23 protein-coding genes are annotated in these 19547 nt (G+C 61.9%); 12 read left to right on the plus strand and 11 right to left on the minus strand.

What is annotated here, in order from left to right; all coding sequences use genetic code 11:
• Positions 1 to 4 precede the first annotated feature (4 nt).
• Positions 5 to 370, plus strand: coding sequence for a 5-carboxymethyl-2-hydroxymuconate Delta-isomerase (locus V6M90_RS09810; protein ID WP_003172502.1), 366 nt, complete (start codon positions 5 to 7; stop codon positions 368 to 370).
• Positions 371 to 382: 12 nt separating this feature from the next.
• Here the strand turns inward: V6M90_RS09810 and V6M90_RS09815 are convergent, their stop codons facing one another.
• The 4 genes from V6M90_RS09815 to V6M90_RS09830 all read right to left on the minus strand — a co-directional run bounded on the left by V6M90_RS09815 (position 383) and on the right by V6M90_RS09830 (position 4361).
• Complete coding sequence (locus V6M90_RS09815) at positions 383 to 1363, minus strand: LysR family transcriptional regulator (RefSeq protein ID WP_003172504.1); 981 nt, start codon at positions 1361 to 1363, stop codon at positions 383 to 385.
• Positions 1364 to 1497: 134 nt separating this feature from the next.
• Positions 1498 to 2685, minus strand: a complete 1188-nt coding sequence (locus V6M90_RS09820; protein ID WP_332846402.1) for a cyanate transporter — start codon at positions 2683 to 2685, stop codon at positions 1498 to 1500.
• A gap of 160 nt (positions 2686 to 2845) precedes the next feature.
• On the minus strand, positions 2846 to 3460 hold the full coding sequence (locus tag V6M90_RS09825; RefSeq protein WP_141064508.1) for an NAD(P)-dependent oxidoreductase: 615 nt from the start codon (positions 3458 to 3460) through the stop codon (positions 2846 to 2848).
• Between the two features lie 34 nt (positions 3461 to 3494).
• Positions 3495 to 4361, minus strand: coding sequence for an MBL fold metallo-hydrolase (locus V6M90_RS09830; protein WP_332846403.1), 867 nt, complete (start codon positions 4359 to 4361; stop codon positions 3495 to 3497).
• A 107-nt stretch (positions 4362 to 4468) separates the two neighbouring features.
• Between V6M90_RS09830 and V6M90_RS09835 the strand changes: the two genes are divergently transcribed.
• Entirely contained in the window at positions 4469 to 5374 is a 906-nt protein-coding gene (locus tag V6M90_RS09835; RefSeq protein ID WP_305428668.1) for a LysR family transcriptional regulator, read from the plus strand.
• A 100-nt stretch (positions 5375 to 5474) separates the two neighbouring features.
• Positions 5475 to 5651, plus strand: coding sequence for a hypothetical protein (locus V6M90_RS09840; protein ID WP_003172511.1), 177 nt, complete (start codon positions 5475 to 5477; stop codon positions 5649 to 5651).
• Here V6M90_RS09840 and V6M90_RS09845 read toward each other — a convergent pair.
• Positions 5644 to 6522, minus strand: a complete 879-nt coding sequence (locus V6M90_RS09845) for a helix-turn-helix domain-containing protein (protein ID WP_141064509.1) — start codon at positions 6520 to 6522, stop codon at positions 5644 to 5646. The two genes, V6M90_RS09840 and V6M90_RS09845, sit on opposite strands and share 8 nt — an antisense overlap.
• Before the next feature lie 188 nt (positions 6523 to 6710).
• Between V6M90_RS09845 and pobA the strand changes: the two genes are divergently transcribed.
• Together pobA and V6M90_RS09855 are read left to right on the plus strand one after the other, a co-directional pair.
• Entirely contained in the window at positions 6711 to 7895 is a 1185-nt protein-coding gene (pobA, locus tag V6M90_RS09850) for a 4-hydroxybenzoate 3-monooxygenase (protein ID WP_176156610.1), read from the plus strand.
• A gap of 66 nt (positions 7896 to 7961) precedes the next feature.
• Complete coding sequence (locus V6M90_RS09855; protein ID WP_050784902.1) at positions 7962 to 9479, plus strand: MDR family MFS transporter; 1518 nt, start codon at positions 7962 to 7964, stop codon at positions 9477 to 9479.
• 66 nt (positions 9480 to 9545) lie between these two features.
• Here V6M90_RS09855 and V6M90_RS09860 read toward each other — a convergent pair whose 3' ends face one another.
• Complete coding sequence (locus V6M90_RS09860; RefSeq protein ID WP_305428670.1) at positions 9546 to 10385, minus strand: cache domain-containing protein; 840 nt, start codon at positions 10383 to 10385, stop codon at positions 9546 to 9548.
• A gap of 51 nt (positions 10386 to 10436) precedes the next feature.
• Entirely contained in the window at positions 10437 to 11210 is a 774-nt protein-coding gene (locus V6M90_RS09865; protein ID WP_332846404.1) for a transporter substrate-binding domain-containing protein, read from the minus strand.
• Between the two features lie 181 nt (positions 11211 to 11391).
• Here V6M90_RS09865 and V6M90_RS09870 point away from each other — a divergent pair, with 181 nt between their 5' ends.
• The 4 genes from V6M90_RS09870 (at position 11392) to V6M90_RS09885 (ending at position 14576) form a co-directional block, all read left to right on the plus strand.
• Complete coding sequence (locus V6M90_RS09870; RefSeq protein ID WP_003172519.1) at positions 11392 to 11991, plus strand: class I SAM-dependent methyltransferase; 600 nt, start codon at positions 11392 to 11394, stop codon at positions 11989 to 11991.
• Between the two features lie 122 nt (positions 11992 to 12113).
• Positions 12114 to 13247, plus strand: a complete 1134-nt coding sequence (gene rnd, locus V6M90_RS09875) for a ribonuclease D (RefSeq protein WP_003172520.1) — start codon at positions 12114 to 12116, stop codon at positions 13245 to 13247.
• A complete protein-coding gene (locus tag V6M90_RS09880; protein WP_003172521.1) occupies positions 13244 to 13537 on the plus strand; it encodes a YcgL domain-containing protein in 294 nt (97 codons plus the stop codon). The genes rnd and V6M90_RS09880 overlap by 4 nt, the downstream gene beginning before the upstream one ends.
• Positions 13538 to 13643: 106 nt before the next feature.
• Positions 13644 to 14576 carry a D-2-hydroxyacid dehydrogenase gene (locus V6M90_RS09885; RefSeq protein ID WP_332846405.1) on the plus strand — a complete coding sequence of 311 codons (933 nt, stop codon included), beginning with the start codon at positions 13644 to 13646 and terminating at the stop codon, positions 14574 to 14576.
• A gap of 63 nt (positions 14577 to 14639) precedes the next feature.
• On the opposite strand, the gene V6M90_RS09890 is transcribed toward V6M90_RS09885, so the two are convergent.
• A complete protein-coding gene (locus V6M90_RS09890; RefSeq protein WP_003172523.1) occupies positions 14640 to 15233 on the minus strand; it encodes a nitroreductase family protein in 594 nt (197 codons plus the stop codon).
• Positions 15234 to 15386: 153 nt separating this feature from the next.
• Here V6M90_RS09890 and V6M90_RS09895 point away from each other — a divergent pair, with 153 nt between their 5' ends.
• The gene (locus V6M90_RS09895) at positions 15387 to 15836 is read left to right on the plus strand and encodes a YcgN family cysteine cluster protein (RefSeq protein WP_003172524.1); all 450 of its coding nucleotides are present in this window, start codon (positions 15387 to 15389) and stop codon (positions 15834 to 15836) included.
• A gap of 13 nt (positions 15837 to 15849) precedes the next feature.
• Positions 15850 to 17070 carry a hypothetical protein gene (locus V6M90_RS09900; RefSeq protein ID WP_141064515.1) on the plus strand — a complete coding sequence of 407 codons (1221 nt, stop codon included), beginning with the start codon at positions 15850 to 15852 and terminating at the stop codon, positions 17068 to 17070.
• A gap of 100 nt (positions 17071 to 17170) precedes the next feature.
• Here the strand turns inward: V6M90_RS09900 and V6M90_RS09905 are convergent, their stop codons facing one another.
• From V6M90_RS09905 to V6M90_RS09915, 3 genes are all read right to left on the minus strand, one after another.
• A complete protein-coding gene (locus tag V6M90_RS09905; RefSeq protein WP_003172526.1) occupies positions 17171 to 17521 on the minus strand; it encodes a YgaP family membrane protein in 351 nt (116 codons plus the stop codon).
• 67 nt (positions 17522 to 17588) lie between these two features.
• Positions 17589 to 18056 carry an RNA methyltransferase gene (locus V6M90_RS09910; RefSeq protein ID WP_003172527.1) on the minus strand — a complete coding sequence of 156 codons (468 nt, stop codon included), beginning with the start codon at positions 18054 to 18056 and terminating at the stop codon, positions 17589 to 17591.
• 96 nt (positions 18057 to 18152) lie between these two features.
• Complete coding sequence (locus tag V6M90_RS09915; RefSeq protein ID WP_003172528.1) at positions 18153 to 18527, minus strand: YajD family HNH nuclease; 375 nt, start codon at positions 18525 to 18527, stop codon at positions 18153 to 18155.
• 97 nt (positions 18528 to 18624) lie between these two features.
• On the opposite strand from V6M90_RS09915, the gene V6M90_RS09920 reads away from it, so the two are divergent.
• The gene (locus V6M90_RS09920; protein WP_003172529.1) at positions 18625 to 19545 is read left to right on the plus strand and encodes a ParB/Srx family N-terminal domain-containing protein; all 921 of its coding nucleotides are present in this window, start codon (positions 18625 to 18627) and stop codon (positions 19543 to 19545) included.
• Positions 19546 to 19547: the final 2 nt, after the last annotated feature.

Raw genomic sequence — 19547 nt, forward strand, 5'->3', positions numbered from 1 at the left:
CGCCATGCCACACCTGCACCTGGAATACACCGCCAACCTGACGCAACTGGACACCGACAAGGCCCTGTTGCGCCTGAACCATGCGCTGGTGGCCTCCGGTCAGTTCGGCGCCGAGTTCGATATCAAGAGCCGGGCCGTCAAGGTCGACAGCTTTCGCGTCGGCACCGGCCTCAACGAGCGTGGGTTTGTGGCGGCGCGCCTGGCCTTGCTCAGCGGGCGTTCGCCGCAGGTCAAACAGCAACTGTCGCAAAGCTTGCTCGCGGTGTTGCAGGACCTCGGCCCATGGCCCGAGGGCGTGCAGGTGCAACTGAGTGTCGAATTACGCGACATGGATCGCGATACCTATAGCAAGGAGGCAGTTGCGAGCTAGTAGCTGCAAGCTTCAAGTTAAGAGCGATGGGGGGCTGTGGCTTGCAGCTTGCAACTTGCAGCTTGCATCTACGGTCCCACACACCTTCACCACCTGTTCGCGAAACCAGGTATTGGCGCTGTCCTGCTCACTGGTTTCGTTCCACTGCATCTCCAGCGTGAACCCCGGTAGCCCGTTGGGCGCTTCGCAGTGGCCGAACACCGTCGTCGGCGCCAACAGCTTTTGCACGCGGCGGGGCAGGGTGACGATAAAGTCGGTGCCGGTGATCATCTTCAACGCCGCGCTGTAACTGTTGGCCCTGGCGATCACCTGGCGCTTGTGGGCATGGCGCGCCAGCCAGCCATCGATCATGTTGGTGTCCGAGGTCCACGGCGTGGGGAAGACGTGACGCCGTTCGACGAAGGATTGCAGGCTGAACGCCGGCTCCCGGGGCGCCGAGCGTTTGTCGAAGACGCACACCAGGTCGTCCTCCAGCAGCATCTGGGTCTTGAGGTCTTTGTGAGCGCGATGAAAGTGCGGGCCGAAACAGATCACCAGGTCCAGGCGACCTTCGCGCAGATCGTCGACGGGGATGTCGGTTTCCAGCTTGTGCACATTGACGATCACCGGCAGGTCGGCGCGGTCGAAGTGCTTCAACAGGCGCGGCAGGACCAGCTGTTCGAAGTATTCCGGGGCGCACACATTGAAGGTCACCGCCTTCTGGGTCGGGTCGAACGCCTGGCTGCCGGCGTGGCACAGGTTGATGCTTTCGAGGATCTTCTGCACGTGGCCATACATGCTGGTGGCCTTGTACGTCGGGCGCATGCCGGCTCGCGTGTTGATGAACAGCTCGTCTTCAAAGCTGGTACGCAGCTTCTTCAGGCTGTAGCTCACGGTGGACTGGCTGACGAACAGCGTCTCTGACACCTCGGTCACGCTGCTCTGGTCATAGACGGCGATGAACACCATCAAGTCCTGCATATCGAGCTTTCTGAGCGAGTTACTGTTTAGCATCCATTCCATCCGTCAATCCGATGTACCGAACGCGGTACAAGCGCAAAAAGCTTAACGGAACGGACGTGCCAATAGAAAGCTCTGTAGGTCGTTTCTATGTTTGGTGTGGGACAAATACTGTTCGCAACACGACGTCAGTGGATGTGTTGCGCATAGTGCTTGGGATTGAAGCGCGTGACGATCAGCAACATCAGCACCACCACCGCCGTCAGCGACCACCAGGCCCACTCGAAGCTGCCCAACTGGTCGCGGATCATCCCGGCGATCAACGGCGACACGCCGGCGATCAGGTAGCCGATGCCTTGCACGAACGCGGTGAGGCCACCGGCGCGGCGCGGGTTGTCCAGGTGGTCGAGGGACAGGATCAGGCTCATCGGAAACAGCCCGCCGATGCCCAGGCCGAGCAGGCACGGCCACACCAGGCTCAGGTGTTGCGGGCTGAGGATCAGGCCGCAGAAACCGGCGATGATCAGCACCAGCAACACCGCGACTACACCGCGTTTATCCTGGCGTCGGTTGGCGATAGCTGGGGTGACCAGGCCGGACACGACTTCCATGGCCGTCAGGAAACCGAGCAGTAAACCGGCGCTTTGTTCGCTCCAGCCCTGCTCGACGTAGTACGGCGCCAGCCACGCCAGCACGCAGGTGTAGGACGCGGTCCCAAGGCCGAAAAAGATCGCCAGCAACCAGGCGCGGCGGTTGCCGAAAAAAGATTCCTGTGGGCCTGCGCTGGCTTGGGGCAATGGTGGCAATGTCGACCGCTGGGCGTACCAGAACACCAGCGCCAACAGCGCCAGCACGGCCCAGACCGCCAGGCCGATGCGCCAACTGCCGGTCTGCACCTGCACGAAGGGCGCGAATGAAGCGGCCAACGCCGCCCCGCCCATGATCGCGGTGACGTACAGGCCCATGAACAGCGACACGTTGGCGCTGAAGCGTGACTTGATCAGTGCCGGCATCAACGCCTGGATCAGCGCAATGCCGATACCCGCCGCGATGGCGCTGACGATCAACTCCAGCACCGAGTCGAGGAACAGCCGCGACAACGTCGCCAGGCCAATCACCCCCAGCGACAGCACAATGCTGCGGTGCTCGCCAAAGCGCTTGGCCAGGCCCATGCCAAAAAACATCGCCAGCCCCATGGCCATCACCGGCAGCATGGTCAGCAACGCCGCGCTGCTGAAACTCAACGGCACATCAGCGCGAATCGACGACAACAACGGCCCCACGGCCGCCATCGACGGGCGCAGGTTAAGGGCGACCAGCACCACGCTGATCATCAGCCACATAGCGGTGGTGGGTTTTGCGTGAACGGTTTCCATGGGCGGGCCTTGAGTGAACAAGAGCGAATCAGGCCATGGGCAGGGCAGCTGGGCAAATGAGAAAGTCGTTGGGGCTATTGAAAAATTGCAGACACTGACACACCACAGATCAAAATGTGGGAGGGGGCTTGCCCCTCCCACATTTCTGGACCGCGTTGAGTCAGTAACCGACGGTAAAGCGCTGGCGCGAGTGCTTCGGCGTTTCCACTTCGTCGAGCATGGCGATAGCGTAGTCGGCAAAGCTGATCGAGCTGTTACCGTCACTGCTTACCAGCAAATCATCCTGGCCCAGGCGGAATTGACCGGTGCGCTGGGTGCCATCGAACAGGGCCGATGGCGACAGGAACGTCCAATTCAATTCTGTTTCCTGACGCAGGGTCTCCAGGAATGCCGCGCCTGCACTGGCCTCGGCCTTGTACTCGGCAGGGAACCCCTCGCTGTCGATCACCCGACCGCCGCCCGGCAGCAACAGCGAACCCGCACCGCCCACCACCAGCAAGCGGGGTACGCCGGCCTTTTTCACCGGACCGATCACCGCACTGGCAGGGAGGGTCGCGAAGTGCGCGGCACTGATCACCACGTCGCTGCCGCTGATCGCCTGTTGCAGGGCTTCGGCATCCAGCGCGTCCACCTGTTTGATGGTGACGCCCGGGCGCGCGGCCAGTGTGTCGGTATTGCGCGCGATGGCCACAACGCTGTGCCCGCGACGCAGTGCTTCTTCCAGCAATTGGCTACCGGCGCGGCCAGTGGCTCCAATGATTGCAATCTTGCTCATGACGTTCTCCAGTAGGGTTAAGGATGGAACGGATTCACCACTTCATTTCGCCCTTGGCGACTTTGGCGCTCAGCTCCAGCGAGCTTTCGTCAGCCAGGGTGGGGTAACGCTTTTTCATGGCCGCGATCAGGGCCGCGGAGTCCTTGGCCTTGGCGGTCTCGATGTCGAAGGCCTTGATGTAGTCGGCGGTGAATGTCACCGAAGCCAGCGACGCTGTGCCCAGGTAGTGACCGGGGATCACTGTGCGCGGCTTCAGGTCTTCAATGCGTTGCAAGGTGGCCAGCCAGTCTTTGTGGGACTGCGCGCTCTGAGTGTCGGCCATCCACACGTGAATGTTCTGGGCGACCACTACGCCACCGATCACAGCCTTGATCGACGGGATCCACACAAAGCTGCGATCCGGCTGCGGGCCGTCCAGGCCGATTACGTCCAGTTGCTGGCCTTCGAGGGTCAGGCTATGGCCTTGCAACACCTGCGGCACGATGGTTTTGGCCGGTTTGTCGGCGCCCATTTTCGGGCCCCAGAATGCAAGCTTGCCGGCCACGGTCGCGTTGATATGCTCGACCACCGGTTGCGGCGCCAGCACCTTGGCTTGCGGGAACGCGGCAGTGAGGGTGTCGAGGCCGAAGTAGTAATCCGGGTCGCCGTGGCTGATGTAGATGGTGGTCAGGTTCTTACCGCTGGCGCGGATCTTTTGCACCAACTGCTCGGCCTGGCCCTTGCCGAATTGCGCGTCTACCAGGATCGCGTCCTTGGCGCCGCTGACCAGCACCGAGCTGACCGGGAAGATTGCCGCCTCGCCTGGGTTGTACACATCGAGAGTCAGGTCGGCAGCGGCCGCATGGGCGGCGAAGGCCAGGGCGGCGGTGGCCAGGGTCAGGCGCTTGAAGGTTGAGAACATCGGGCAGCTCCAGCAGTCGATTCAAAGGATGCACAGAGCTTAGTTGCACTAAACAAGACTAAAAATGCGATGCTGTAACATAGTTTGTTTCTAAAATCGGTCAAATCATGGATCGTCTTCAAGCAATGCGCGTGTTTGTCACCGTGGTGGACCTGGGCAGCCAGTCGGCGGCGGCCGATCATTTGGACCTGTCGCGCCCGGTGGTGTCGCGCTATTTGGCCGAGTTGGAAGACTGGGTCGGCGCGCGCCTGTTGCACCGTACCACGCGCAAGCTCAGCCTCACGGCCGCCGGCAGCGAAACCCTGCCACGCTGCCGGCAACTGTTGGAATTGTGCGGCGATATGCAAGCCGCCGTCAGCGAACCGGATGACGCGCCCCGTGGCCTGTTGCGCTTGAGCGTCAGCACCTCGTTCGGCCAGGCGCAATTGGCCGAGGCCATTGCCGAATACGTCAAGCGCTACCCCTTGGTCACGGTCGACCTGCAAATGCTCGACCGCACCGTGAACCTGGTGGATGAGCGCATCGACCTGGCCATCCGCACCAGCAATGACCTCGACCCCAACCTGATCGCCCGGCGCCTGACCGTATGTCGCTCGGTGGTGTGCGCCACCCCGGCGTATTTGCGGGAGCATCCGGCGCCGCAAAAAGTCGAAGACCTGGCCCGACACAACTGCCTGACCCACTCGTACTTCGGCAAAAGCCTGTGGCATTTCGAAGAGAACGGCGAGCACGTGTCGGTGCCGGTGCACGGCAATATCACCGCCAACGAGGCCAGCACCTTGCTCCGTGTGACGCTGGCCGGGGTGGGGGTGGCGATGCTGCCCAGTTACCAGGCCGGCGATCATATTCGGCGGGGCGAACTGGTGAGGCTGCTGCCCCAGGTCGAACCTCGGCAGATGAACATCTACGCGGTGTATGCCTCGCGCAAACACATGCCGTCGGCGCTGCGCAGCCTGCTGGATTACCTGGTGCAGCGGTTTCCGGAGGAACCGGCGTGGGACCTCGGTCTCTAGGGCGACATCACCTTGTTGAATGTCGCCCGATAATGGCAACTTGCCGTGGCTGGCCTATGCTTTAAACAGCACCGTGTGGATCCGTCCAGAGGTCTGTGCCATGAGTATAAAAACCAGAAAATACCTGAAGATTTTCACCCTCTGCGCCTTGGCCAGCGCGTTGTACGCAACGGCCGCCTACCGCGTTGAGCAGACCCGTATGCAGCCGACCTTCGCGATCAGCTGCCATCAGGACCAATGCGTTCCGCACAGCGGCAGTTTCAGCGCACTCAGGTAGGCGGTTGTTCAGCCTTGAGTTGTTCGCGAAACGCCTTGGGTGAGAACCCGACCCGTCGGCGAAACAGCCGAGAGAAGTTGGTCGGGTCGGAAAAACCCAACACCTGCGACATTTCATTGATGGTCATGCTGGTGTAGGTCAGCAAGCGCTTGGCTTCCAGCAATTGGCGGTCATGCATGATCTGCAACGCAGGCTGCCCGCCCAGTTCGCGACACGTCCCGTTCAGATGCGACACCGAGATGCCCAGCTTGTGAGCCAGGTCTTCGATCTTCGGGTGTTCGCGGTAATGTTGCTCGACCAATTGGGTGAACCGCCGGAAATACTCGCGTCCACGCGGCGCGCGTGGATGACGGTGCTTGATGGCCTGGCGGCTGACCCACACCACCAGCACGCTGACCAGGGCATGCATCATCATGTCCCGCGCCGGTTGTGTGTCGGCATATTCATCCTGCAAACGGGTAAACAGGCTGTTCAGGTAATCGCTGTCGTTGCCCGCAGGGTAAGTGCCCAGGGCCTGCAGACCGTCCACCGTTGCCCCCAATTGCGCCTGCAAATGGCTCACCAATGGCGCGGCCAGTGTCACCACAAAACCTTGCACATTTTCGGGGAAGCGAAACCCATGCACGCACAGCGGCGGCAATACCTGCAGGGTCGCCTCACTGAGCGTGGTGCGCTGGCCGTCGATTTCCAACTGCGCCTCGCCCTTGTGCACATACAGCAACTGGCACAGGTCCGCATGCCGGTGGGGCTGGATTTCCCACTGGTATTCCCGACTGCGCCGGGAAATGGTTTCGCAGTGCAACAAATCGGGGGTCGGCCATTCTTGGCTTTCCCCGTAAAGCTTGAAGACCGGAATCGCGGTTTTGGTCATGGTTTCAATCCGATACTCAGGATAGTTGTGCGGTAATCGCCCCAATTGGCAAAAAGCGCAGGCTTTGACGCAGTTTTCACCTTCTTATAGCGCTCACTCAAGTGAAAAATGTCAGCAACAAGATCAATGACAACTCTTTCACTCGATACGTTCGGTGGAACCTGCGGGCGATAAAAATAATGAAAACGCTGAAAACTCAAGTCGCCATCATTGGCGCCGGTCCCTCCGGACTGTTGCTCGGCCAGTTGCTGCACAATGCCGGCATCGAAACCCTCATCCTGGAGCGTCAGAGCGCCGATTACGTGCAGAGCCGTATCCGCGCCGGCGTGCTGGAACAAGGCATGGTCGATCTGCTGCGCGAGGCCGGCGTGAGCCAGCGCATGGACGCCGAAGGCCTGGTGCATGACGGTTTCGAGTTGGCGCTGAACGGCCGGCTGACCCATATCGATCTCAAGGCGCTGACCGGCGGCCAATCGGTGATGGTCTACGGCCAGACCGAAGTCACCCGCGACCTGATGGCCGCCCGCGCCGCCGCGGGTGCTGTCACGCTCTATGAAGCCAGCGATGTGCAGCCGCATGAACTCAAAAGTGATCGACCCTGGCTGACCTTCGAGCACCAGGGCCAGGCGTATCGCCTGGACTGCGACTACATCGCCGGTTGCGACGGTTTCCACGGCGTGGCGCGCCAGTCGATCCCGGCTGAATCATTGAAGGTCTTTGAGCGCGTCTACCCTTTCGGCTGGCTGGGCATTCTCGCCGACACGCCGCCGGTCCATGACGAACTGGTGTACGCCAAGCACCCGCGTGGCTTTGCACTGTGCAGCATGCGGTCGCCGACCCGCAGCCGCTATTACCTGCAGGTGCCGGCCGAAGAGCCGCTGGACGAATGGTCGGACGCGCGCTTTTGGGCCGAACTGAAAACCCGTCTGCCGGGCGACCTGGCCGAGCAACTGGTCACCGGCCCATCGATCGAAAAAAGCATCGCGCCGCTGCGCAGTTTTGTGGTCGAGCCCATGCAGTACGGGCGCCTGTTCCTGCTCGGTGATGCCGCGCATATCGTGCCGCCCACTGGCGCCAAGGGCCTGAACCTGGCCGCCAGCGACGTGAGTACGTTGTTTCGGATTTTGCTCAAGGTGTACGGCGAAGGCCGGGTGGATTTGCTCGAGCGCTATTCCGCGATCTGCCTGCGCCGGGTGTGGAAGGCCGAGCGGTTTTCCTGGTGGATGACCTCGATGCTGCATCAATTTCCCGAGGCGGACGGCTTCAGCCAGCGCATCGCCGAGAGCGAGCTGGAGTACTTTATCCAGTCCGAGGCCGGGCGCAAAACCATCGCGGAAAATTACGTCGGACTTCCTTACGAAGCTATCGAATAGCCTGCTATCGTATCGAGCATTCCCGCAGGGCGCCTTTTCCCGCGGGCCTTGCTCGAAGGTTCTGCCGTGACTCAGCTCAATCAGCCCGCGCCACCGCTCCCCGCGGTGCGCAGTATCCTCGCCTCGTTGATGATGGCGATCTTTCTCGGCGCCCTGGACCAGACCATCGTCGCAGTGTCCATGCCTGCCATTTCCGCGCGTTTCCACGACGTCAACCTGCTGGCCTGGGTGATTTCCGGCTACATGGTGGCGATGACCGTGGCGGTGCCGATCTACGGCAAGCTCGGCGACCTGTACGGGCGCCGGCCGATGATGCTGATCGGCATGGGCCTGTTCACCGTGGCGTCGCTGTTGTGCGGCATGGCCCAAAGCATGGAGCAACTGGTATTGGCGCGGGTGCTGCAGGGCATCGGTGCCGGCGGGATGATCTCGGTCAGTCAGGCGATCATCGGCGACATCATCCCGCCCCGTGAACGTGGGCGTTACCAGGGGTATTTCAGCAGCATGTACGCGGTGGCCAGCGTGGCCGGGCCGGTGCTGGGCGGTTACATGACCGAGTACTTGTCGTGGCGCTGGGTATTCCTGATCAACCTGCCATTGGGCGCCGGCGCCTGGTACGTGGCCCATCGCACCCTGGTGGGGCTGCCGATGCCGCAGCGCAAGCCAGTCATCGATTACCTGGGCACGGTGCTGATGATCATCGGCCTGACCGCCTTGCTGCTGGGCATCACCGAAATCGGCCAGGGCCACCATTGGCGTGATCGCGAAGTGCTTTGGCTATTGGCCGGCGCGCTGGTGGCACTGACCCTGTTCGTGTGGCACGAGCGGCGTGCGCGCGAGCCCCTGTTGCCGATGCATTTGTTTGGCAACCGCAGCGCGGTGCTGTGCTGGTGCACGATTTTTTTCACCAGTTTCCAGGCGATTTCCCTGACCGTGTTAATGCCGTTGCGCTTTCAGACGGTAACCGGCGGCGGTGCCGACAGCGCGGCCTTGCACTTGATGCCCTTGGCGATGGGCCTGCCAATGGGCGCGTATACCGCCGGGCGCATGACCTCGGTGACCGGACGCTACAAGCCGATGATCCTCAGCGGCGCGCTGTTGAGCCCGCTGGCGATTGCGGGCATGGCCTTCAGCGCGCCCCAGGACATGCTGCTCACCGGCCTGTTCATGTTGCTGTGCGGGATCGCCGCCGGCATGCAGTTCCCCACTTCTCTGGTGGGGGCGCAAAACTCGGTGGAACAACGCGACATCGGCGTCGCCACCAGCACCACCAATTTGTTCCGCTCCCTGGGTGGCGCGGTGGGGGTGGCGTGCATGTCGGCGTTGCTGCTGGCGCTGTTGCAGGGTTCCAGCTTCGCCCACCTGGCCAGCGGTGCGCTGGTGGCCGAGGGCAGTTCCGGCAACGTGCTGCTCGATGGTTTGAACGCCGCCCCAGGCGCGGCGCAGGATGCCCTGCGCGGGGAGCTGGCGGTGACGTTCGAGCATTTATTGTGGGTGAGCGTGGCGGTGTCTTTATTAGGGCTGGCAGCAGCCATCGCCATGCCGAATCGGGTACTGCGCGGTCGCGAAGACAAGGCCAAATAACCGACACGATGAAGATCAGAATGTGGGAGCAAGCCCCCTCCCACATTTTTTTACCGCATTTCAGCTTCAGGGGCTGTAGTAACCCACCGCCACCATGAAATGCCCGCTCTTGCGGATATACGCATGTTTGTTCTCGACCTTGTCGGTCACCGGGTTTTTCCAGCGATACTTGTATTCCCCCTGGTCCTGATCGGTCATCATCTTGAGGATCGGTTCACCCACCGGTTTGCCGTCCGGGTCCTTGATCTTGGCGAAGTCGGTGTTGATCAGCCGCAGGTTGGTGCCGTGGGCCACGTAGCGTCCGGTGTTCAGGTCCACCACAAACACATACAGGTCGTCCTGCAGGAAGCCGCCCTGCAAGGAGTTGATGGCCTTGAGCGTGCCGGCTTCATCCTTGACCAGCGCGTTCACCGCCTTGTTACGCAGGGCCCGCGCCTGTTCCGGGGTGGCCCGTGGCAGGTAGTAGCCCACCGCCAGGATGCGCTCGCCGACGCGCTGATAAAACACATGCTTGTGTTCGATCTTGCCATCGTTCCAGTTCTGCCAACGGTAGTCGGCCTGCTGGATGCCCTGGCCTTCCGGCACCTTGAGCGCGTCCTTGAAGGACTGGCGCAAGTCCGGCCCGAGTACTTCAGACACATCGCGACCGATCAACGCCGAAGAGGGCCCGCCGCTGGCCAGCAATACGCCTTGGGTATCGACCACGAACACATAGCGATCCTGGTCGATGAACTCGCCCTGGCGGCTGAACGCGGCAAACGCTTTGTCGCCATTGCTCTGGTAATAGGCCAGGGCTTTTTCCAGCAGGGCTTTGGCCGCCTGGGCGTCCTGATCCTGCGCAGGATTGGCGTGCACCTGGCTGAAACACAACAGCAGCAGCCAGGTCAGTTGACGCAGTCCCTTCATGTTCCGTCCCTCGTTCTTATTGGATGTGACCACAGCGTAGACGGCGTTGGCTCAAGGCGCCGCCAGCCACTGGCTGACGATTGCGTCATACGCGCCGGTGGCGACGCTCAGGTGCAGCCACTGGTCGACATAGCTCTTCCACGCCACATCGTCGCGGGGCAGCAAAAAGGCTTTTTCGCTGTACTGCATCTGCCGCTCCGGGTTGACCGCGCACAGGCCAGGCTTGAGCTTCTGCTGGTAACGCGCTTCGCTGGCGTCGGTGATCATCACATCCGCCTTGCCGGCGAGCAGTTCGTCGAAGATGGTCACGTTGTCGTGCAGGCGGATCTGCGCCTGGCCCAGGTGGGTGCGGGCAAACACTTCATTGGTGCCGCCCGCCGGTTCGATCACCCGCACCTGCGGCTGGTTGATCTGCTCGACGGTCTGGTAGCGCTGCACATCGGCGCAGCGCACCAACGGGATTTTGCCGTCCTCTCCGAGAGACTGGCTGAAGAACGCCTTTTTCTGACGTTCCAGCGACACCGAAATACCGCCCACGGCAATATCGCAGCGTTGGGCGAGAAAGTCCGGCATCAGGGTTTTCCAGGTGGTGGGTACCCAGGTGATTTTGGCGTTGAGGCTCTTGGCCAGGGACTCGGCCATGGCAATGTCGATGCCTTCGTAACTGCCGTCGGCGCGCAGCGAGGTGTAGGGCTTGTAGTCGCCGGTGGTGCATACGCTGAGGGTGCCGCGTTGCAACACCTTATCCAGGCGCGACGGGGCGGGGTCGGCCAGGGCGCTGGTGGCCAGGGTTGCCAATACACACAGGGCTAGCGGAGCTTTCATGCGGTCGAGTCCTTGGGGCCGGGGCGGGGTGGCAGCCATTATTTCGAGGGCGGTGCGGGGTGGCAAGGCGCACAGGAGGGTTAGTCGTTTTGCGCTGGTGTTTTCGACCTTTTTTTCACGTTGCACTGGTTAAGCTGCGAAACAAGGTCGTATACCACCGTTTAACCCCTATGAGCGCATGATGTCGTCACAACCTCCCTCATCCATAGAGATCGAATACGCCGAGCGCTGTGACCGTGAACACGCCCGGGTTTGCAGCGACACGCGCCCACCCGGGTTGCGGCGACGTTTGGCGTCGTGGCGCGACGAATGGCTGGTGCGTCAGGCGTTGAAGGTTGCCGGCGAGCCGGGGCTGATCCTCGACCTGGCCTGTGGCTCGGGCCGGTTCTGGCCGGTGTTGGCTGAACACATCAACCGGGTGATCCTGGCGTCGGACAATTCCCAGGACATGCTCGATCACGCCGTTACCCACCATCCGGCGACGTTGCTCAAGCGCGTCAAGACGTTTCAAGGGTCGGCGTTTTCCATCGGCTTGTCGGCCAATGCCGTGGACTGCATTTTCTGCCTGGAGTTGTTTCGTCACGTGCCCAGCAGCGATGGGCGGTTGGCGTTGCTGCGTGAGTTTCACCGGGTCAGCCGTGACACGGTGATTATCTCCGTCAACTCGCGCACGGCGGTGGAAGACGAGTTTCGCCAGGCAGGCTTCAAGGTCCTGAATCATCAGGAGTTCCTGCCGGGCTCGGGCCTGTGGCGGGTTTACGTTTTACGTAAGAGAGGATAACTCCCGCCTGTCGGACTATTCTTCAGCTCTTGCCTGACTTTTCATGGTTGCCTGTGCACTGCGGATGCTCGTTAGCCCCTTTCGCGATATATACTGCGCGCCATTCTTCAAGGGAGAGCCGTGTGGCCATCGATATTCACTGGATCTGCGACAACGATAGCCTCGGCCAGCACTGCGCCGAATGGCAGCAGTTGCCATTCGTCGCCCTCGACACCGAATTCATGCGGGTCGACACCTTTTACCCCATTGCCGGGTTGATCCAGATCGGCGATGGCGTACGCGCTTACCTGATCGACCCCCTGACCATCGACAACTGGCAACCCCTGGCCGCCTTGCTGGAAAACCCAAGCGTCATCAAGGTGGTGCACGCCTGCAGCGAAGACCTCGAAGTCTTGCTGCGCCTGACCGGCAGCCTGCCGGTGCCGTTGTTCGACACCCAATTGGCGGCGGCTTACCTGAACCTCGGGTTCTCCATGGGCTACTCGCGCCTGGTGCAGGCCGTGCTCGATATCGATTTACCCAAGGGCGAGACGCGTTCGGACTGGCTGCAGCGGCCACTCTCGGAGACACAGATCAGCTACGCCGCCGAAGACGCGGTGCACCTGGCCGAGGTCTATACCCGCCTGCGACCGAAGCTGTCCGATGACAAGTACGCCTGGGTGCTGGAGGACGGCGCCGAGCTGGTGGCCAACCTGCGCCGCGAAGTCGACCCGTACGAGGTGTACCGCGACGCCAAGCTGGCGTGGAAACTGTCCCGTGCCCAGCTCGCCGTGCTGCGTGAACTGTGCGCCTGGCGCGAGCAGCAGGCCCGCGCCCGTGACCTGCCGCGCAATCGCATCGTTCGCGAGCACTCGTTGTGGCCCCTGGCCAAAACCCAGCCGGATAACCTCGCCGCGCTGGGCAAGATCGAAGACATGCACCCGCGCACCGTGCGTCAGGATGGCCAGTTCCTGTTGGACCTGATCAAACGTGCCGGCAGCGTGTCCATGGATCAGTGGCCGCCCGCCGTGGCCGAACCGCTGCCGGTGGACGCCGCCGCGCTGATCAAGCAACTGCGCACCCTGGGCCAGACGTTCGCCGAGCGCCTGGACATGGCGCCGGAACTGATGCTGCGCAAGAAAACCCTCGAAGCCCTGGTTAAAAGTGGCTACCCCGATGGGCCTTACCAATTGCCAGACTCGCTGCGTGGCTGGCGCCGCGAGTTGATGGGCCAGGCGCTGCTCGACAGCCTGGCCACTGCCGGAGAACAGCCTTGAAGCGTATTTGCTCCATTTATCGCAGCTTGAAAAAAGACGGCATGTACCTCTACGTGCTCAAAAGCGATGCCCTGGAGCGCGTGCCGGAGCCCCTGATGGCCGCCTTCGGCAAGCCGCACCACGCGTTCGACATGGTGCTGACACCGGAGCGCAAGCTGTCGCGCGAGGACATCCTGGTGGTGCTGGAAAACCTCGACAAGCAGGGCTACCACCTGCAAATGCCGCCGGCCGAGGACGAGTACATCGAACACTTGCCCGAAGAGCTGCTGCGCCGCAACGACCCGATGTGATCAATCAGTGCCCGCGTCAGGGCACAGGCTTCATGGAATCGTATTAGCGGGCGGTGGCCGTAAGGATGTGTGTGGCCGTCTGCACTGTTTTTGAAAGGTTTGAACCATGCGTGTTCTGATTGCTGAGCAGGATCACCCGCTCTACGCCCAATTGCTTAACGAAGTGGCGCCGGACCTGGAGGTGCTCACCAGCGGCGACTCGGCCGAGTTGTCGCGCCTGGCCGCCGATTGCCCGGTGTGGCTCGGCCAGCCGGACCTGTTGGCGACGCTGTTGCGCCAGGGCCATCGCCCGCAATGGCTGCAATCGACCTGGGCGGGCATTACGCCGCTGCTGGCCGAAGGCTTGCCGCGCGACTATCGCCTGACCCGCGCGGTCGGCATCTATGGCCAGGTCATGGCCGAATTTGTCCTCACCTACATGCTGGGCCACGAACGTGAAGTGCTGGCGCGGCTGGTCAGCCAGGTCGAGCGCAAATGGGACAACCGCACCGGCCAGAGCCTGGCGGGGCGCAAGGTGTTGATCGTCGGCACGGGTGATATCGGCCAGAGCGTCGCCGAGTTCCTGGTGCCGTTTGGCGTCAAGCTGTATGGCATCGCCAGCATTGCCCGCGAGCAGGCGCCGTTTATCGAAGTGTCCGGTCTCGATCAATTGGGCCGCCTGGTGGGGGAGGTGGACTACGTGATCAACCTGCTGCCCAACACACCGAACACCCACGACCTGTATGACGCCGCGCTGTTCAGGCAATTCAAGCCGACGGGCTTGTTCATCAACGTTGGACGTGGGGTGGCGGTGGTCGACGCCGATTTGGTCGAGGCCTTGAAAGAAGGGCACCTGGCCGGCGCGGTGATCGATGTGTGCCGCCAGGAACCACTGCCGCAGCGTCATCCATTCTGGACCGCCTGGGGCCTGCTGTTGACCGGGCACAGTTCGGCGCCGACGTCGCCGCCGATGATGGTGGCGTTGTTTCTGGACAACATGCGTGCGTACAAGGCCAAGGAAGCGCTGCGCGGGGAAGTGGATTTCGCGCGTGGTTACTGACACGACGCGAAGGAAAAATGTGGGAGGGGGCAAGACCCCTCCCACATTGGTACTGTGCGAGTCTTAAAGACTGAAGTCACCCTCGGACACCAGCTCGCTCAACGGCTTGCGCGGGCTCGGCACTTCACGGCCTTGCAGGTACTCCGGCAGGGTCGACTTGTCGCCCAGTTTGCCAATCGCCACGGCCGCGTGCAGGGCATAACCGTCTGGAATCTTCAGTTCCTTGCGTGTCAGTTCCTGATCGAAGCCGGCCATGCCGTGGGTGTGCCAGCCACTGAGGCTGGCCTGCAGCGCCAGGTGGCCCCAGGCCGAGCCGGTGTCGAAGGTGTGCCACAGCGCGGGGGTTTCTTCGGTGGCGCCGGGTGCGATGAAGTCGGTTTTCGAGGCGATGATCACCAGGGCCGACGCGTGCTGCGCCCAGCCGCGGTTGAATTCATTGAGCAGGCCCAGGAAACGCGCCCAGTCCGGCGTGTCGCGGCGCGCGTAGAGAAAACGCCACGGCTGCGAGTTGTACGCCGACGGCGCCCAGCGGGCGGCTTCGAAGAAACTCAGCAGGGTGTCCTTCGGGATACTCTCGCCGGTGAACGCGCGGGGCGACCAGCGGTCGGTAAATTGGCTGTGGATCGGGTGGTCGGCGACGCGTGGGTTAGTGCTCATGAACGGTTCCTGATGGTCAATTCTGCGCTCAAAGCTACTGCGCGCCCGCTAGACTGACAAGTCTCGTAACGCCGCCAGTCGCAAGCACTTGGTTCCAAGGGCCTGGGGCACTAGACTGGCGGCCTTTTCACCGACCGATACTGATGTAGAGCCATGGCCGCCAAAGTCGAACCTTTCTGGATACGCAAAACCCTTGAGCACCTCGATCAGGAGGAGTGGGAGTCGTTGTGCGACGGTTGTGGCCTGTGCTGCCTGCAAAAGCTTGAGGATGAAGACGACAACAGCGTCTATTACACGCGGATCGCCTGCAAACTCCTCGACCTCAAAACCTGTCAGTGCACCGATTACCCCAACCGCCGCGCCTCGGTGCCCGACTGCATCCAGCTCACCCCAGGCCAGGCCGACCAGTTCAAGTGGCTGCCGCCCACCTGCGGCTACCGCCTGGTCAGCGAGCGCAAGGACTTGCCGTTGTGGCACCACCTGGTCTGCGGCGACCGCGACGCTGTGCACCATGAACGCATTTCCCAGTCCGGACGCATGCTCAGCGAAGGCAGCGTTCCCGAGGACGACTGGGAGGATTACCTGATCTTCCGCGCAGGCTGAACAAGGAGTGTGTATGAAGGGGGCAATCCAGCTGGCGGCAAGCCTGATGCTGCTGGCGCTGAGCGGCTCGGCGTGGTGCGCGAAGAAAGTCGACCTGGACTATCACGTCAAGTTGTTGCCCCAGAGTGACCAGGCCGAGGTACGGGTCAGCCTGTCCCAGGGTTCGGCGGTGCGCAGCCTGGACTTCGACCTCGGCAACAGCGGCGACTACAGCGACTTCAAGGCCGACGGACAGTGGAAGGTCGCCGGCAGCCGCGGGCGGTGGCAGCCCGGCGCCGAGAAGTCCAGCCTGACCTACCGAGTGCGCCTGACCCGTGCGCGCAAACCGGGTATTTATGACGCACGGATGACCCCGAGCTGGGCGTTGTTTCGTGGCGAAGACCTGGTGCCGCCCGCACGTCTGGACCAGCAGGACGGCGTCGAGCTGGTATCGCGCCTGATGTTCGAACTGCCGGCCGGCTGGAAAAGCATTGAAACCGCCTGGCCGCGCATCGGCAAAAACAAATTCCGCATCGATAACGTTTCCCGCCTGTTCGACCGCCCCACTGGTTGGATGCTCGCCGGTACCCTGGGCAGCCGCCGTGTGCGCCTGGGCGAAACCGACGTCACCGTGGCCTCGCCCAAGGGCCAGGCCATGCGCCGCATGGATGTGCTGACCTTGCTGACGTTCGTCTGGCCCCAGGTGGAAGCGGCGTTCCCGCGTCATCCGGCCAAGCTGTTGGTGGTGGGGGCCAGTGACCCGATGCGCCGTGGCGCGTTCGCGGCACATGACTCGATCTACCTCAACAGCCGCACGCCGCTGGTCAGCGAAAACGGCAGCAGCCCGTTGATGCGTGAAGTGGTGCAGGCCATCGGCCGTTTCAGCGACCACGACCGCAGCGATTGGATCAGCGAGGGCTTGGCGGAGTATTACGCCATCGACCTGGTGCGGCGTGCCGGGGGGATCACCGATGAGCGGTATCAAGCGATACAGGCGCGTTTGACCAGGGAAGGCAAGGACGTCACCACGCTACGCGGTGAACACGTCAACGGCGCGACGGTGTCCCGGGCGGTGCTGGTGATGCAGGAGCTGGACCGCGAGATTCGGGTTAAAACCCATAACAAGCGTTCGCTGGATGATTTGACGCAGGCGGTGATGCGCGTCGAGACCGTCAATACCCAAGACTTCGTTAAATTGGCCGAGAGCATCCTTGGCGAATCGTCTGTGGTGCTGGATTCCAAACTCCTACGCTGATTCCTAGCCCTGCACAAAACGAAATGTGGGAGGGAGCAAGTCGAATCGTCGCCGCACTGCCCCTCCCACATTTTGATCTCCAATAGTTTGGAGACTGAGGTCAGTTGGGGCTCTTCACCGCTTTCTCAGCCGCCACTTCCGCCTTGGTCTTCAAGTTCCTCAGCTCTTCACCCGCGCGTTCAATTTTCGTGCGCACGCTGTTCATTTCCTGGCGACCCTGCTCCAGCTTGGCCTTGAGCGAGCTGTGCCCGGTAAAGCCGCGGGCCAGTGCCACGCCGCCAATCGCTACTTGGATCAAGCCGAAAATCCCGCCACGGCGCAGGCCTTTGCCCACCATCATCACGCCACCGGCGACCGAGCCGATGCGCTCCCAGCCGTGCACGTTTTGCGTGGGTTGGGTCTGGAAGGGCGTGTGTTCGATGACGGGGCGCAAGGTTGTGCTGTCGCTCATGATCGTTCTCCAACAGGGCTAGTGATAGGTAGATGACTGCTCGCAGGTGTCGGATGTTCCAAGAAAATCAGTATTTGGGGCCTGAACGGGTGTTGTTGCCTTTGGCCATCCGGTCATAGAGCACCACGTTGACGGTGGCGGCGAGGTTCATGCAACCGGTGGTCGGGATGTAGACCACGTCTTCACACCAGTCGCGAATCTCTTTGTCCAGCGAGCCGTCTTCGGGGCCGAAGATGTACAGCGCACGGTCGGGGTGGGTGTATTCGGGCAGCGGGCGGGCGCCTTCCACCAGTTCCACCGCGACCGGAATGCAGCCCAGGGGCAGGATTTTTTTCAGGTCGTCGATGCCGATCAGCGGGATGTCGTGGTGGACTTTCTTGGTGTCGGTGACGAAGTCCCGGGCGCGCTCGTAACGCACGCCGGTGTAGAACACCGAGGCCACGCCATAGCAACCGGCGGCGCGCATCACCGAACCGACGTTTTCGGGGGATTTGGGGTTATACAGGCCGATGCAGCTGTAGCGTTTATTGCCCACGGGTGTGCCTTTAAAAAGGCGGCATTATAGCGGCAAGCTACAAGCTGCAAGTTAAAAGCAGAGTGGCTTTTTCTTGCAGCTTTCAACTTGCAGCTCTCAGCTGTCTTTTTTCATCAACCCCGCCAACGCCGCAAACGGGTTGTGCGTGGCCTTGGCAATCGTCGGACTGCTGGTGGAACCCTCGCCAAAATACTGTTGGTCGGTGTAGCGCGAGTGTTCATTGTCGTGGCAATACAGGCACAGCAACTCCCAGTTGGAGCCGTCCTGGGGATTGTCATCATGATTGTGGTTGCGGTGGTGTACGGTGAGTTCGCTCAAGCGCTTGCCGGCGAATTCACGGGCGCAACGGCCGCACACGTGGGGGTACATCTTCAGGGCTTTGTCGCGGTAGCCCATTTCCCGGTCGCGCTGGGCATCGGCGAGGATGCGGTCCAGCTTGGCGGTGTGGGAGGGCGGGTTGGTCGAGCTCATCATGGCTCCTGTCTGGTGGGTCACGGATAACCTTGATTCTAGCCGTCGGCGCCCATTTGTAGTATCGGTTCATGCAATTCACCAGGATGAGAGACCTATGCGTTGGCACATATGGACAGTAGCACTGCTATTGGGCGCCCTGTCGGCCCAGGTCCAGGCGTTCTCGACGCCCAGGCCCGGCCAGGTGATCGAGGTCACCCTTGAGCAACTGCACCCGACCCAGGCCGTGGTCGGCTTCGACCAGATCGACTACAGCCTGGGGCTGTTCGCCGATAAACCCGCCAAGGCGTTTGATGAGTACTGCGAAACCAACGGCCAGGGCGAAGCCGACAAGGTGCCCAAGCACGCTGACTTGCATAAACCCGAAAGCTTCACCTGCAAAGACCCGGTGGGCACTCATCCCGAGGACATGAAAACCGTGGTGGTCGGCCCCGGCGGCCAGTTGTACCTGACCGACGGTCATCACAGCTTCACCACCCTGTGGGAAACGCCCGGCGCCGGCCCTCGCTTAAAGATGTGGGTCAAGGTGACGGACGACTTCAGCAACAGCCCGGACCTCGCCACCTTCTGGCGGCGCATGGAGGCGGCCCGCAAGGTCTGGCTCAAGGACAACCAGGGCCACCCCCTGTCGCCCGCGCAACTGCCGGCCCATCTTGGGTTCAAGAGCCTGCAGGACGATACCTTTCGCAGCCTGGTGTATTTCACGCGCAAGGCCGCCTATGGCAAGCCGGAGGCGGGGGAGGTCGCCCCGGAATTCCTGGAGTTCTACTGGGGCAATTGGCTGCGCACGCAAGTTGATCTGGGCCGGTACGACCTGAACAAAAAAGGCGGCTACAAGGATGCGATCGAAGCGGTTGCCAAGCGCATGGTCAGCCTGGCACCCGGCGCGCAGGTCGGCGACAGCGGTTTCACCGCGCAGCAACTGGGCGGCATGAGCAAGCTGGACCGCGAAGAGCTGGAAAAGACCTTCGATAAAAAAGTGCCGTATGTGATCGACTACCGCAAATCCCACAACTGACG

Source organism: Pseudomonas lactucae (genome assembly GCF_036688725.1).
Taxonomy (GTDB): Bacteria; Pseudomonadota; Gammaproteobacteria; order Pseudomonadales; family Pseudomonadaceae; genus Aquipseudomonas; species Aquipseudomonas lactucae.